Origin of the sequence: Aminobacter sp. MDW-2 (assembly GCF_014250155.1) — a bacterium.
Classification (GTDB): Bacteria; Pseudomonadota; Alphaproteobacteria; order Rhizobiales; family Rhizobiaceae; genus Aminobacter; species Aminobacter ciceronei.
Genome location: NZ_CP060197.1, coordinates 2158089 through 2171711, shown reverse-complemented (window position 1 = coordinate 2171711; position 13623 = coordinate 2158089). Strand labels below are relative to the sequence as shown.

Annotated in this window: 15 protein-coding genes; 6 read left to right on the top strand and 9 right to left on the bottom strand. The window is 64.5% G+C overall.

The window, feature by feature from the left end:
* The first annotated feature begins 38 nt into the window (after positions 1–38).
* Together H5P29_RS10615 and H5P29_RS10610 are read left to right on the top strand one after the other, a co-directional pair.
* Complete coding sequence (locus H5P29_RS10615) at positions 39–689, top strand: TetR/AcrR family transcriptional regulator (RefSeq protein ID WP_067958193.1); 651 nt, start codon at positions 39–41, stop codon at positions 687–689.
* 122 nt (positions 690–811) lie between these two features.
* Positions 812–1060: a hypothetical protein gene (locus H5P29_RS10610; RefSeq protein ID WP_067958190.1), complete on the top strand. Its 249-nt coding sequence runs from the start codon at positions 812–814 to the stop codon at positions 1058–1060.
* A gap of 224 nt (positions 1061–1284) precedes the next feature.
* Here the strand turns inward: H5P29_RS10610 and H5P29_RS10605 are convergent, their stop codons facing one another.
* From H5P29_RS10605 to H5P29_RS10580, 6 genes are all read right to left on the bottom strand, one after another.
* Positions 1285–1491, bottom strand: a complete 207-nt coding sequence (locus H5P29_RS10605; protein WP_067958187.1) for a hypothetical protein — start codon at positions 1489–1491, stop codon at positions 1285–1287.
* A 92-nt stretch (positions 1492–1583) separates the two neighbouring features.
* A complete protein-coding gene (locus H5P29_RS10600) occupies positions 1584–2132 on the bottom strand; it encodes a sarcosine oxidase subunit gamma (RefSeq protein ID WP_067958185.1) in 549 nt (182 codons plus the stop codon).
* Entirely contained in the window at positions 2125–5118 is a 2994-nt protein-coding gene (locus H5P29_RS10595; protein WP_185910328.1) for a sarcosine oxidase subunit alpha, read from the bottom strand. Before H5P29_RS10595 ends, H5P29_RS10600 begins: the two co-directional genes overlap by 8 nt.
* Positions 5118–5498: a sarcosine oxidase subunit delta gene (locus H5P29_RS10590; RefSeq protein WP_154386944.1), complete on the bottom strand. Its 381-nt coding sequence runs from the start codon at positions 5496–5498 to the stop codon at positions 5118–5120. The genes H5P29_RS10595 and H5P29_RS10590 overlap by 1 nt, the downstream gene beginning before the upstream one ends.
* Before the next feature lie 11 nt (positions 5499–5509).
* Positions 5510–5944 carry a hypothetical protein gene (locus tag H5P29_RS10585; RefSeq protein ID WP_154386943.1) on the bottom strand — a complete coding sequence of 145 codons (435 nt, stop codon included), beginning with the start codon at positions 5942–5944 and terminating at the stop codon, positions 5510–5512.
* Positions 5944–7197, bottom strand: a complete 1254-nt coding sequence (locus H5P29_RS10580) for a sarcosine oxidase subunit beta (RefSeq protein WP_067958180.1) — start codon at positions 7195–7197, stop codon at positions 5944–5946. Before H5P29_RS10580 ends, H5P29_RS10585 begins: the two co-directional genes overlap by 1 nt.
* Positions 7198–7436: 239 nt before the next feature.
* Between H5P29_RS10580 and H5P29_RS10575 the strand changes: the two genes are divergently transcribed.
* Positions 7437–8195 carry an SDR family oxidoreductase gene (locus H5P29_RS10575; protein WP_154386942.1) on the top strand — a complete coding sequence of 253 codons (759 nt, stop codon included), beginning with the start codon at positions 7437–7439 and terminating at the stop codon, positions 8193–8195.
* 50 nt (positions 8196–8245) lie between these two features.
* Here H5P29_RS10575 and H5P29_RS10570 read toward each other — a convergent pair whose 3' ends face one another.
* Together H5P29_RS10570 and H5P29_RS10565 are read right to left on the bottom strand one after the other, a co-directional pair.
* A complete protein-coding gene (locus H5P29_RS10570) occupies positions 8246–9409 on the bottom strand; it encodes an MFS transporter (RefSeq protein WP_154386975.1) in 1164 nt (387 codons plus the stop codon).
* 147 nt (positions 9410–9556) lie between these two features.
* Complete coding sequence (locus H5P29_RS10565) at positions 9557–10387, bottom strand: AraC family transcriptional regulator (RefSeq protein WP_154386941.1); 831 nt, start codon at positions 10385–10387, stop codon at positions 9557–9559.
* Positions 10388–10475: 88 nt separating this feature from the next.
* On the opposite strand from H5P29_RS10565, the gene H5P29_RS10560 reads away from it, so the two are divergent.
* Positions 10476–10886, top strand: coding sequence for a DUF2000 domain-containing protein (locus H5P29_RS10560; protein WP_246670889.1), 411 nt, complete (start codon positions 10476–10478; stop codon positions 10884–10886).
* A 48-nt stretch (positions 10887–10934) separates the two neighbouring features.
* Here H5P29_RS10560 and H5P29_RS10555 read toward each other — a convergent pair whose 3' ends face one another.
* Entirely contained in the window at positions 10935–12119 is a 1185-nt protein-coding gene (locus tag H5P29_RS10555; protein ID WP_154386940.1) for a glycoside hydrolase family 5 protein, read from the bottom strand.
* Between the two features lie 239 nt (positions 12120–12358).
* Between H5P29_RS10555 and rpsU the strand changes: the two genes are divergently transcribed.
* Complete coding sequence (rpsU, locus tag H5P29_RS10550; protein WP_067958156.1) at positions 12359–12625, top strand: 30S ribosomal protein S21; 267 nt, start codon at positions 12359–12361, stop codon at positions 12623–12625.
* 149 nt (positions 12626–12774) lie between these two features.
* Complete coding sequence (locus H5P29_RS10545) at positions 12775–13614, top strand: tetratricopeptide repeat protein (protein WP_371818626.1); 840 nt, start codon at positions 12775–12777, stop codon at positions 13612–13614.
* Positions 13615–13623 lie beyond the last annotated feature (9 nt).

The window sequence follows — 13623 nt, the reverse complement described above, 5'->3', positions numbered from 1 at the left end:
TCCTTCGATCAGATCACGGGAAACGATAGGGCGGTTTCTTGTCCAGCAGTGCAGCACAGCGACGCGAACTCCAGAAGGCCGAACTCAGGGCCGAACTGGTGGCGGCGGCCCACGCGCTCGTACGGGAAGAAGGCTACGAAGGCCTGACGATCCGCAAGCTCGCCACGCGGGTCGGCTATGCGCCGATGTCGGTCTATTCCTATTTCGCCGACAAACAGGAAATTCTGATGGCGCTGGCCGAGGATGCCTTCGCCGACTTGGCGCGGCGGATGCGGCAGAACCAGCCCGAGGATCCCGTCGAGGCAATGCGGGCGGCGCTGAGCGAATATGCGGAATTCGGCCTCGGCAATCCCAACGAATACCGCACCGTGTTCATGACCGAGAAGCTGAAGCATCCGCCCGAAGAGACGTTCGACGAGATGGAGCGAGAGAACCCGGCTTTCCAGATCATCATCGAACGGGTGCATGCGTGCCTTGCCGCCGGCGTGCTGAAAGGCGATGCACGCGCCATCGCCACCGCGCTGTGGACCGTTGCACACGGCTCGGTGTCACTGCTGATCACCTTCCCCTTCTACCCCTTCGGCGATCCGAAGGCCTATGTGATGCGGATGGGCGACCTGGCCATGGCAGGCCTTGCCGCCAGCGAGACGCCGCCGCTCACCGACGAACCCGGCAAGTGCCCTGGGTAGCAGTGCAGTCAGTGCATCCATAATAACTTCGTACGCGTACGGTTTATCCCTTGCAAAACGCAGGGTGCGGCCGTATCTGTAAGTCACGCCGTACACGTACGGCAAAATTTACGGAGATGACAATGCGACGGACTATTCTGGCGCTCGCGGCTCTCGCCGCGACGAGCGGCTTTGCAATGGCAAACGACACCCACAAGACGACGCACCAGCCCACTGTGTGCACCCAAACCATCTCGGGCCAGAAGCTCGACTGTGGTTCGACCGGCTCGATCAAGGACGACAAGGGCCCGCAGACCACCAACGCAATCGGCGCGGAGAAGCCGCGCATCGGCATCGACGTCAATCCCTGGATCGTACCGAGCTTCAACTGAGCGGTTTCTCAGTACCTCCAGAAAAGCCGCCCGTCCCAGGGCGGCTTTTTCGTTTCTGGGGGCTTGCTCGTCCGGTCCGTAGCAGGTGTGGTCGTCGCTGAGGGTTGCGCGCTTTGCCCAGCGTCACGTTTCGTAGGTCACAGCCTGGATCCTAGGATCCGGGCCGTGACCTCGCCACCACCCGGGCGGCCCCGGTAGCGCGCCGCATGTCATGGCGCGAGAGCCTAGTGCTTCCCGCCCTTGGCGTCGCCTGTCGGCGAACCGGAAATCGTCGTCGAGGTGACCGACACCGGGTCGCTGGCAGGAAAGCTGTCTTCCAGGGCCTCGTCGAGTTCCTGCTGCAGGACGTGCTGATCCTTCGGCCGTTCGTCGTTGCGGCGGGCGCGCCTTTCGCGCTTCGGCCGCATCCGGCCGGTGGTTTGCACGGGCATGGATTTGTCCTCTCTTCAGCGTCGAGAACAAACGCCTGCCCTGCCCCGAGGTTCCGGGGCGAGGCAGCTCTTCTGAAGAAAGCTCGCGCGAACTAGCCGTCGCGGGCCGCCTCTGACAGGAAGCCCCAGACATAGTCGGAGAACGAGCGCCAGCATTCCAGACGGAAGGCATCCTCGCCGGTGCGCAGAAGCACCATCTCGACCTTGCCGAGCACGGTGCGCGAGGCGGCACCCACCGGGAAGGCTGCAAGCGACAGGTCCTGCGGGCAGCCGGCATTGATGGTATCAGCCGCATTGGGGCCAATGACGGCGATGCCGACATTGCGATGCGAGACATCGACCGCCGAGTGCAGGCCCTTGACCGAAGCGCAGTCGCCGATGGGATCGCCGCCGGCCTCGTCGATAACAAGCCATTCGTCAGGGCCGAGCCAGAGCACGGTGCGGCCAGCCTTGACGGCCGAGCTCTTGGGTTTCTCCGGAAGGGTCACGCCGATCGCCTTGGACAGCGCGGCGACGGCGGCTGGGCGGGCACGCAGCGACATGCGGCTGGCCGGTTCCAGAACCTTGAGCGAAACGCCATGCCCGCCGAGGCTTTTGCCGGCATGCGCCGGCTGACGGGTTGCGATTGCGACCTTAGCCATTGAGGCGGTCTCCCTTCTCGTCGAAGAATACGGTTCCGGTGACTTCCACCTCGATGACGCCATCGGGCATCGGCACGTAGAGCGTCTCGCCAATCCGGTCGCGACCGCCGAGCACGAGGCCCATGGCGATCGAGCGGTCGCAATTGGCCGACCAGTAGCTCGAGGTGACGTGGCCGATCATCTTCATCGGGATCGCCTGCTTGGGGTTCTCGACGATCTGGGCACCCTCTTCGAGCACAGTGCGCGGATCCTTGGTCTTGAGGCCAACGAGTTGCTTGCGGCCCTTGGCGACAAGGTCGGGGCGCGTCATGCCGCGAATGCCGACGAAGTCGGTCTTCTTCTTGCCGACAGCCCAGTCGAGGCCGGCGTCATTGGGCGTGACGGTGCCGTCAGTGTCCTGGCCGACGATGATGTAGCCCTTCTCGGCGCGCAGCACGTGCATCGCCTCTGTGCCATAGGCGCAGGCGCCGTGCTTCTGGCCCTCGGCCCACAAAGCTTCCCACACCGCGCGGCCATAATCGGCAGGCACGTTGACCTCGAAGCCGCGGTCGCCGGTGAAGGACATGCGGAACAGGCGGGTCGGCACACCACAAATCATGCCCTCGCGCACCGACATGTGCGGCATGGCCTCGTCGGACATGTCGATGCCCTCGACCAGCGGCGCGATGATGTCACGCGAGTTGGGGCCTTGGACCGCAATCACGGCCCACTGCTCGGAGACCGAGGTCAACCAGACGTCGAGATCGGGGAACTCGGTCTGGAGATAGTCTTCCATGTGGTTCATGACGCGGGCAGCACCGCCTGTCGTCGTAGTGACGTGGAAGCGGTCCTGCGCCAGGCGGCCGACGACGCCGTCGTCATAGATGAAACCGTCCTCGCGCAGCATGATGCCGTAGCGGCAGCGGCCCACTTCGAGCTTCTCCCACGGGTTGGTGTAGAGCAGCTCCATGAACCTGGCGGCGTCAGGACCGACCACCTCGATCTTGCCGAGGGTGGAGGCGTCGAACAGGCCGGCAGACTTGCGGACGGTGACGCATTCGCGGTCGACGGCTTGATGCATGTCTTCGCCGGCGCGTGGAAAATACCAGGCGCGCTTCCACTGGCCGACATCCTCGAACACCGCGCCATGGCTCTCGGCCCAGCTATGGGTCGGGGTCTTGCGCGTCGGGTCGAACAGCCCGTGGCGGGCGTGGTTGACGATGGCGCCGAAGGTCACCGGTGTGTAGGGCGCGCGGAAGGTGGTGAGTCCGACGGCCGGGATGTCCTTGTTCAAGGCCTCAGCCGCGATGGCAAGGCCGTGCATGTTGGACGTCTTGCCCTGGTCGGTGGCCATGCCGTTGGTGGTGAAGCGCTTGACGTGCTCGATCGAGCGCATGCCTTCATGCACTGCCTGGCGGATGTCCTTGGCGGTGACGTCGTTCTGGAAGTCGACGAAGGCCTTGACCGTGGTACCGGCACCGGCGCCCGGGCCGGAACCGAGCATACCGCCGGTCCAGCCTTCGGAAGCCTCGACCTTGAGCGTGACACCCTTGCTTGACGTGGCCCCAGCATCGCGGGCGGCATTGGCGCCGGCCTCAAGCGCCTGCGCGACGGTGTCTTCGAGCGAGTCGGAGCCGTTGCAGGCGCCGACCGAGACGCAATCCTGAGCATAGGTACCGGGCAGGAAGCGCTTGGTGGCGTCGTCGAAAGCAACCTTGCCGCGCGACTGCGAGAACATGTGCACCGATGGCGTCCAGCCGGCTGACATCAGCAGCGCGTCGACGGCGATGGTGCGCTCGGCGCCGCCGCCCTTGGCCTGCACGGACATCGACTTGATCCGCTGGCTGCCATTGACGCTGGTGACGGCGCGGCCATGGTTGACCTCGATGCCGAGCGCGCGTGCTTCATCGACAAGCGGGCCAGACGGGTTGTCGCGCAGGTCGACGACGGCGGCGACGCCGACGCCGGCCTTCTTGAGGTCGATGGCCGCGGCATAGGCGCTGTCATTGGCGGTATAGACGCCAATCTGTCTGCCGACGACGACGCCGTAATGGTTGAGGAAGGTGCGCGCCGCGGATGCCAGCATGACACCCGGGCGGTCATTGTTGGCAAACACCATGTGACGCTCGATGGCGCCGGTGGCGATGACAACGCGCTTGGCGCGAACCTGCCACAACCGCTCGCGCGGCTCGTCGCGGCCGGGGCGCGCAAGATGGTCGGTGACACGCTCGACGAGGCCGACGAAATTCTGGGCGTAGTATCCGAAGGCCGTGGTGCGCGACAGAACGGTGACGTTGTCCATTGCGGCGAGTTTCGCCACCACAGCTTGCGCCCAGCTCCAGCCGTCCTGGCTGTCGATGACGGCGCCTTTTTCATAACGCAGCGCGCCGCCGAACTCGGCCTGCTCGTCGCAAATGATGACGCGCACACCGGTTTCCGCAGCCGCAAGCGCGGCGGCCAGGCCGGCAGCACCGCCGCCGAGCACCAGCACCTCGCAATGGGCGTAGAGCGCCGAATAGTGATCGGGGTCGGGCTGGTCCGGTGCTACACCAAGACCGGCCGCGGCGCGGATATTGGGCTCGTAGAACTTGTGCCAGGCAGCCTTCGGCCACATGAAGGTCTTGTAGTAGAAGCCGGCCGAGAACATCGGCGACGCGATATCGTTGACGGCACCGACGTCGAAGGACAGCGACGGCCAGCGGTTCTGCGAGGCGACGGTCAGGCCGTCATAGAGCTCCTGCACGGTGGCCCGCACATTGGGCGTCTTGCGCGCAGCGTCGCGGCTGACGGTGACCAGCGCGTTCGGCTCCTCGGCGCCAGCGGAGAGGATGCCGCGCGGACGGTGATACTTGAACGAGCGGCCGACGAGATGCACGCCATTGGCGAGCAGCGCCGACGCGACGGTGTCACCGGCAAGGCCGGTCATCGACTTGCCGTCGAAGGTGAAGCGCGCGGTCTTGGCCGGCGTCAGGCGGCCCTGGCCGGAAATGCGGTAGGATCCGGCCATCATGCCTCTCCCTTGGTCGAGCGTTTTGCCTTGGGCTTTTCGTTGAGCTGGTCAGGCGGGCGGTTGGCCCAGGCGGCCGGGCCACCGTCGGCCTTGAGCTTCTCGAGGTCCGGCTTGGGCTCGCCGGCCTTGTAGGTCAGAAGGAAGCGGTCGGTGATGGTGTCGCGGGCGGCGTTGAAGAAGCGCGCGCAGCCATGGATGTGGCGCCAGCGTTCAAAGATTACACCCTTCGGGTTGGAGCGGATGAAGAAGAACTTTTCGAAGTCCTCGTCGCTCTCGGCGGCGATGTTGGTCGAGCGCGCGATATGCGCTTCGCCGGCATTGCGGAACTCGAGCTCGGGACGCTCTTCCTCGCAATAGGGGCAGTGAATGAGAAGCATCTTGATGATCCCTAGAGTTCGCCGGGGCCGACAATGGTGCCTTGCGGCTGGTCGCAGAGCCGCCGCCCCAAGGCCTCGAACGGAGCGACGCGCTTGATCAGCGTCTCGACGTTGTCGGCCGGCAGGAACAGGTCGCGGCTTGAGATGTTGAGGAAGGTAAGCTCGAACGGGTTGGCCGAGACGATGACGTGGCGCCCAGGCGGCGCATCGTGCTCATCATCGGGATCGTCAGGCGTGTCGATGAAAGAAACGACCCGGCGCCCGCCACTCCACACACACGCAAGCAGGCCCGAGGCGACCGAGAACGGCCACTCCGCCTCGTTGTCGCTGCGGCTGATCGTCTGCAGCCGGACCTCGCTGGCGTCAGGTACGTGCAGCATGCCCTTTTCGTCGGCAAGGACGAAGGGCGCGGCCACGGCCGCTATGGTGGCGGCGAGCGTTGTCATCAGTGCGCGACGGCCGCGGCTGCCGCCTCGTCGATGAGACGGCCGGTGCGGAAGCGCTCGATGGTGAAGGGCGCGTTGATCGGGTGCGGCTCGTCGCGGGCAATGGTGTGGGCAAAGACGTTGCCCGAGCCCGGCGTAGCCTTGAAACCACCCGTGCCCCAGCCGCAATTGACGTAGAGCCCCGGCACCGGCGTCTTGGCCAGGATCGGCGAACGGTCCGGCGTGACATCGACGATGCCGCCCCACGAACGCAGCATCTTCATGCGCGTGAACATCGGGAACATCTCGCAGATCGCATCGAGCGTGTGGTTGATGATGTGCAGGCCGCCGGTCTGCGAATAGGAAATGTACTGGTCGGTGCCGGCGCCGATGACCAGCTCGCCCTTGTCGGACTGCGAGATATAGGCATGTACCGTGTTGGACATGACAACGCACGGGAATACCGGCTTGACCGGCTCCGATACCAGCGCCTGCAGCGGGTAGCTTTCGAGCGGCATGCGCACGCCGGCCATGTTCATGATGACCGAGGTGTGCCCTGCGGCAACGACGCCGACCTTCTTGGCGCCGATGAAGCCCTTCGAGGTCTCGACGCCCGAGACGCGACCGTCGGGCGTACGGCGCACGCCCGTCACTTCGCAATTCTGGATGATGTGGACGCCGCGATCGGAGGCGCCGCGGGCATAACCCCAGGCAACCGCGTCGTGGCGAGCGGTGCCGCCGCGGCGCTGCAAGGCGGCGCCAACGACAGGATAACGCGCCGAGGCCGAGATGTTGAGCGGCGGGCAGAACTCCCGCGCCTGCTCGGGCGTCAGCCATTCATTGTCGATGCCGTTGAGACGATTGGCATGGACATGGCGCTTCAGCACCTGCACGTCGTGAACGTTGTGCGCCAGCATCATCACGCCGCGCGCCGAATACATGACGTTGTAATTGAGGTCCTGGCTGAGACCGTCCCACAGCTTCAGGGCGTGGTCGTAGATGCCGGCCGATTCGTCGTAAAGATAGTTGGAGCGGATGATGGTGGTGTTGCGGCCGGTGTTGCCACCACCGAGCCAGCCCTTTTCCAGCACCGCCACATTGGTGATGCCGTGCTCCTTGGCGAGATAATAGGCGGTTGCCAGGCCATGGCCGCCGGCGCCGACGATGATGACGTCGTATTCGCTCTTCGGCTCGGGCGAGGACCATTGCTCCTCCCAGCCCTTGTGTCCCCGCATCGCCTCGCGGGCTATGGCAAAAACCGAATATTTCCGCATTTTTTCAGGGCCTCGCTGATGCCGGAAGCTTGGGAGCGCGAGGTGTAGCACTAGCGAAATCCGACGGCCAGCCTTGGACTGTTTGCGACGGCGACTGCCGTTTTGCGCCATGGGTTTGCGCCATCGGGTTCGTCGTCGATTTCCGCCGCAGGTATCGGGTGGCTGGCAAGCCTGGCAATTGCGAATGACACGAGCAGGCCAGCGGAGCCCGCTGGCTGAACGTGCATGGAGCAAGAACGATGTTTGGACTGAACGGAAAAGTGGCTCTGGTGACCGGAGCGAGCTCTGGCATCGGCCGGGCGACGGCGAAGCTGTTCGCTGCGCAGGGCGCCAAGGTTGTGCTGGCGGCACGTGGGGCGACCGGGCTGGAAGCGCTGGCAGCGGAGATGCGGGCCGACGGATGCGAGGCAGCGACGCTCGCCGGCGACGTCAGGGACGAAGGCTTCGCGCGTGCCCTCGTCGAGCTTGCTACCACCGAATTCGGCGGTCTCGACATTGCCTTCAACAATGTCGGCCTCGTCGGCGAAATGGGCCCGATCACCGGGTTGGAACTGGCAAGCTGGACAGAGGTGATGGAGACCAATCTGACCAGTGCCTATCTCGGTGCAAAGCACCAGATCCCGGCAATGCTGGAACGTGGCGGCGGCTCGTTGATCTTCACCTCGACCTTCGTCGGCTACACCGCCGGCATGCCCGGCATGGCGGCCTATGCCGCGAGTAAGGCCGGCCTGATCGGCCTGACGCAGGTGCTGGCTGCCGAATATGGCGCGCAAGGCATCCGCGTGAACGCCCTGTTGCCCGGCGGCACCGACACGCCGATGGCGACGTTCAAGACCGCCGAAGAACGCGCCTTCGTCGAGGGTTTGCACGCGCTAAAGCGCATCGCCCGACCCGAGGAGATCGCCCGCTCGGCGCTTTATCTCGCTTCGGAAGCCTCGAGCTTCACCACGGGGGCCGCCCTGCTGGCCGATGGCGGCGTGTCGATCAACCGACTCTGAAATTGGCACGGCCCCGAGTTGCGAATCTCCGGGCCGCCAAGGCGATCCGATCAGGCCGCGCCGAGCCGCGCGGCCTTCATGTTGGGCAGGAACACGGTCAGCAAGCCCAGCATCGGCAGGAACGAGCAGAGCTTGAAGACATATTCGATGCCGCGGGAGTCGGCGATCACACCCAGCACCGCGGCAGCGATGCCGCCGATGCCGAAGGCGAAGCCGAAGAAGATGCCGGCGATGAGACCGACGCGGCCGGGCACCAGCTCCTGGGCGAAGACGACGATGGCGGAGAAGGCCGACGCCAGGATCAGGCCGATCAGCACGGTCAGCACCTTGGTCCAGAACAGGTCGGCATAAGGCAGCATCAGCGTGAACGGCAGCACGCCGAGGATCGAGAACCAGATCACCGTCTTGGCGCCGAAACGGTCGCCGATCGGGCCGCCGAGGAAGGTGCCGAGTGCCGCCGAGCCGAGGAACAGGAACAGCAGATACTGCGATTCCTGCACCGACACGCCGAAGCGCTCGATGACATAGAAGGTGTAGTAGCTCGACAGGCTGGCCGTGTAGGCCTGCTTGGAGCAGACCAGAATGGCCAGCACGACCAGCGCCGAAATGACCTTGTTGCGCGGCAGCGGATTGAACAAGGTCGGTGCCGCGCGTTTGGCGGCGCTGACGATGTGGCGGCTGTACCAGACGCTGACGCGGATCAGCACGACGATGCCGACCATCGCCGCGATCGAGAACCAGGCGATACCACCCTGCCCCAGAGGCACGACGATGAGGGCGGCGAGCAGCGGCCCGAGAGCGGAACCGAAATTGCCGCCGACCTGGAACAGCGACTGAGCAAGGCCGAAGCGGCCGCCGGAGGCGAGACGCGCGACGCGTGACGATTCGGGATGGAAGATCGCCGAGCCCAGGCCGACGAAGGCCGAGCCGACGAGCAGCATCGAATAGCTGTGCGCGAAAGCCAGCGTCAGCAGGCCGATCAGCGTCAGGCACATGCCAATGGGCAGCGAGAATGGCAGCGGCTTCTTGTCGGTGTACATGCCGATGACCGGCTGCAACAGCGACGCGGTGACCTGGAAGGTCGTGGTCAGAAGGCCGATCTGCCAGAAGTCGAGATGATAGTCGTCCTTCAGCATCGGATAGAGCGACGAGATCAGCGACTGCATGACGTCGTTGAGGAAATGGCTGAAGCTGACCGCGAGAAGAATTGCCATCACCGTACCATCGGCGGACGACGAGCGGGCTGACATGGCGGTATCGGTCACGGCATTAACTCCGGGCGCATTTCAAGGGACAGGTTGCAATAGACCTGCCCGGCCGAGCTTTCATGGTGCACGATGCGGTACTGTGGGGGCCAGTTGTCACGCTTGGGATGCACTGGCCAGCGTCGCAAAACGCCCCGGCGTGATGCCGAAACGGGCGCGGAAATGACGCGTCATGTGGCTCTGGTCGGCAAAACCCGAGGCCGCCGCAGCCTCGGCCAACCCCTCGCCCGCGGCCATGCGGGAGCGGGCGTGCGCCAGCCTGCGCCCGACGAGATAGCGGTGCGGCGAGGTGCCGATCAAGCGGCGGAAGGCGCGGGAAAGTTCGAAACGGTCGAGGCCGGTGATGCGTTCGAGATCGCAAGACGTCACCTGCCGGTCGAACTCTTCGGTCAGGAACGAGCGTGCTACGGCGACCTCGTCGACGGGCAGTGCCGCCACGCGCTGCAGCCCGGCGTCATCGCTGCGCCGGGCCAAGTGTGCTGCGACATCGGATATGAAGGCATTAGCCTGCAGCGGCTCCATCGGATAGGGGAAATCGGCGAAGGCATCGTCGATCAGAGCGGCAAGTGCGGCATCGCGCTCGACCACTTCGGGCACGAAGGGCAACAGGCGGTCGCGGCCCAGCGCCCGACAGACGAGCCACGGCTCGATGTAGAGCATGCGGTAGGAAAAGCCCTCGGGCACACCGGCATGGCCGTCATGCACCTCATCGGGATGGATGACCATGCATTCGTCCCGGACGCTGATCCGGTCGCTGCCACGATAACGGAAGGCCTGCGCGCCCCAAAGCGTGTGGCCGACGGCATAGGTTTCGTGGCGATGCGGATCGTAGGCGTGGCCACCGAAGCGCGCGACCAGACGCTGCAGCCCGTGGACCGGCTCGTCGGTGGCGATGAAGTCTTCGGTCATTGATGCGGGAGACATCATGCGGGGTCCGCGCTGGCTGAAACCGCAATGTCGTGGCGCTCGCACAAACGTTCAAGACCCTTGCGCCGGACGCGGCTAGCCTTGGGTCATGATGTACCCGACCAAGACCGCTCTCATCCTCCTCGACGAACTCGCGCCCTGGCAGAAGGTGAATGTCTCGGCATTCCTGACCGGCGGGCTGATGCACGGTTATCCCGAAATGGCAGGCGAGCCCTATAAGGACAATGACGACAATTTTTATCTCGCGGTGATCCGCGAACCGGTCTTCGTCTATGGCGCGGACAGCCAGACGATACGGCGAACCTTCGAGCGGGCTCGTTCGCGAGGCATGGCGTTTTCGATCTACACGCGGCCGCTGTTCGTAACGAACAACGACGCCGACAACCGCGCCTCGGTGGCGGCAACCCCTGCCGCCGGGCTCGACATCGTCGGGCTCGGCCTGCATGGCGACCGCAAGCTCATCGACAAGATCGTCAACGGACTGAAGTTTTTAGCGTAGCGCAGTTCCGGGGAAACTGTGGTCCGTCCGGAATTGCGCCAATAACGATTACTTGCCCGCCGCCAAGCGCTTGGAGATCGGTTCGAACTCGGACGTCGACTTGCGCTTGACCGGATCGGGCTCGTTATTCTCCTGCGCTTCCCAATATTTCCAGTTCACCTTGCCCGAGCCAAGCTCGTAGTCCATGCCGTCCCAGGCGTCTTCGCGGAAGCTGTAGAAGGCCCAGTGCAGCTTGTCCTCGTCGAGGTTGGTCAGCACGTCCTCGAGATACTGCTTGCAGAACGGCAGGCGGCGCATGCAGCCGAACTCGCCGGCGACGACGCGGTTGCGCGCGATGCCGCGGCTGTCCGCCCACTCGACCGGCTGGTCGAGATAGGCGCGGACGCGCTCGGCATCCCATCTCTCCTCGCCGTTGCCGTAAGGTACCTTGCCCGGATAGGCGTAGGGCTTGTCGCGCTTCATGTTGGGCGCGCTGGTCGCGGCATAAGGCTCGTACATGTGGAAAGAGTAAAGGACGCGCTGATCGGCGAGGCCCGCCGGCCAATAAGAGAAGGCGTCGGCCGCGGCATACCAGCCGGCGTCGACCATGATGGGGGTCGCAGGATCGACTTCGCGGATCGCCGCGATGACCGTGTCGTAGAAGGCCCTGAGATCACGCGAGCTGCCGGCATTCTTGGTGTACCAGGCGCGCATCTCGGCGATGTTGGCGTGCTCGGCGAGCCCCCCTTCCTTTTCCGGCGTCGGCTCGTTGACGATGTTGTAGGCAGCGACGGCCGGATGGTCCTTGAGTTCGCGCGCCAGGTCTCGCCAGAAGGCGGCGGCCTGGGTCCAGTAATCCTTGTCGGCCCACAGGCGGCCGTCGAACTTCCTGTCGTTGTTCTGGGCCCAGCGCATGCCGGGAAGCGATAGCGGTGCGATGACAACCTTGAGGCCGGCCTTGTCGGCGCGGTCGAGCACTTGTTTCAGCGTCTTCACGTCGGAGGCGACAAGGCCGTCATACTTGTCGGCGGTGCCGATCAGGAAGTCGCGCTTCTCCGCCTTCCACTTGTCATAGGACAGGCGCACCCAGGTGGCGCCGTAGCCGCGCAGCGCATCGAAATAGGCCTGATCCGGCGGCAGGCGGTTGAAGCTGTTGCCGCCATGCTGCGGCTTGTCCCAGAAGCCGATGAGATCGGCCGCGTGCGCCTCCGGAATGGCGGCAGTGAGCGCCAGGGCGAAAATCAGTGAACGCATGGAGGGGCTTGCCTATGGGAACTGGAAATGAGAGTGGCTTCCTTGACAAGGAATGCGGCGGAAGTGGGCACGGCGCGGCGCCACTTTTCGCACAGACCGCAGGAAGTGCGGCCTTTGCAGTGGACAAGCAGGGCTGATTCTGCTATCTGCCGCCAACAATTCCCGGTGGAACCCATCGTGGAGGCGTTGTGGCTATTGCCGTAGCCTCCAGATTACGAACCCGAAAGACAGGATCACACGTGCAGGTACTCGTCCGCGATAACAATGTTGACCAGGCGCTTCGCGCGCTGAAGAAGAAAATGCAGCGCGAAGGCATCTTCCGTGAAATGAAGATGCGCGGTCACTACGAGAAGCCTTCGGAAAAGCGTGCTCGCGAAAAGGCTGAAGCCGTTCGCCGCGCCCGCAAGCTGGCCCGCAAGCGCGCCCAGCGCGAAGGCCTGCTGCCCAGCACGCCGCGCCCGGCTGCTGCCGCTGGTGCAGGCGCTGGCGCACGTCCGGCACGTTGATCTGCCAATCTTTGGTCCTTTTCGAAGGATAACGACAAGGTGGGGCGACCAAAAATCGCCGCCACCTTTTTGTTTTGTCCGGACGTCACCGGACGCGGCGCTCAAGCCGTAGAGGCGCAAGCGAGGGACACGCAGCGATGAATGCAGTCATGAGCAACCGCAACTCCCTGCTGCGCGGCGGCGCCATGACAGCTTTGGTGCTGGTATCCATGGCCGTTGCCAGCTGCCAGTCGTCCGGCCCGGCCGGCGAGTTGACCCGCATCGACACGATGCAGGGTTCGAGCGAGAACATCTCGTCGCTGAGTGCCGTCATCTCCAGCAATCCCAACGACCCCGAAGCCTACAATGTGCGCGGCTCGGCTTATGGCCGCGGCGGCAAATACCGCGAGGCACTGCAGGACTTCGACCGGGCACTGCAGCTCAACCCGAACTTCTACCAGGCCTACTCGAACAGGGCGCTGATCTACCGCTTCATGGGCAACCAGGCCTCGGCGCTGGCCGACTACAACAAGGCGATCCAGCTCAACGCCTCCTATGACGCTGCCTATATCGGCCGCGGCAATCTCTACCGCAAGGCGGGCCGCACCCAGGACGCCTTCAACGATTTCCAGAAGGCGATCGAGCTCGACACCACCGACCCGCGCGCCTACCACAATCGCGGCCTGATCTATCAGCAGCAGGGCCAGCACGCCTTTGCGCTCGAGGATTTCTCCAAGGCGATCTCACTGTCGCCTGACGCAGCCGAGCCGTATAACGGCCGCGGCCTGTCCTATCTCGCCACCGGCGACGACGACAACGCCTTCGCCGACTTCAATATGGCAATCAAGCTCGACGGCAAGATCGCTGAAAGCTGGGCCAACCAGGCGCTGATATACGAGCGTCGTGGCGACAAGGCCAAGGCCGCCAAGGCTTATGCCGAGGCAGTGCGCCTCGACCCCAACTACAAGCCTGCTGTCGACGGCCTAGCCCGCACGCGCGGCGGCGCCTGACCTTTCGCG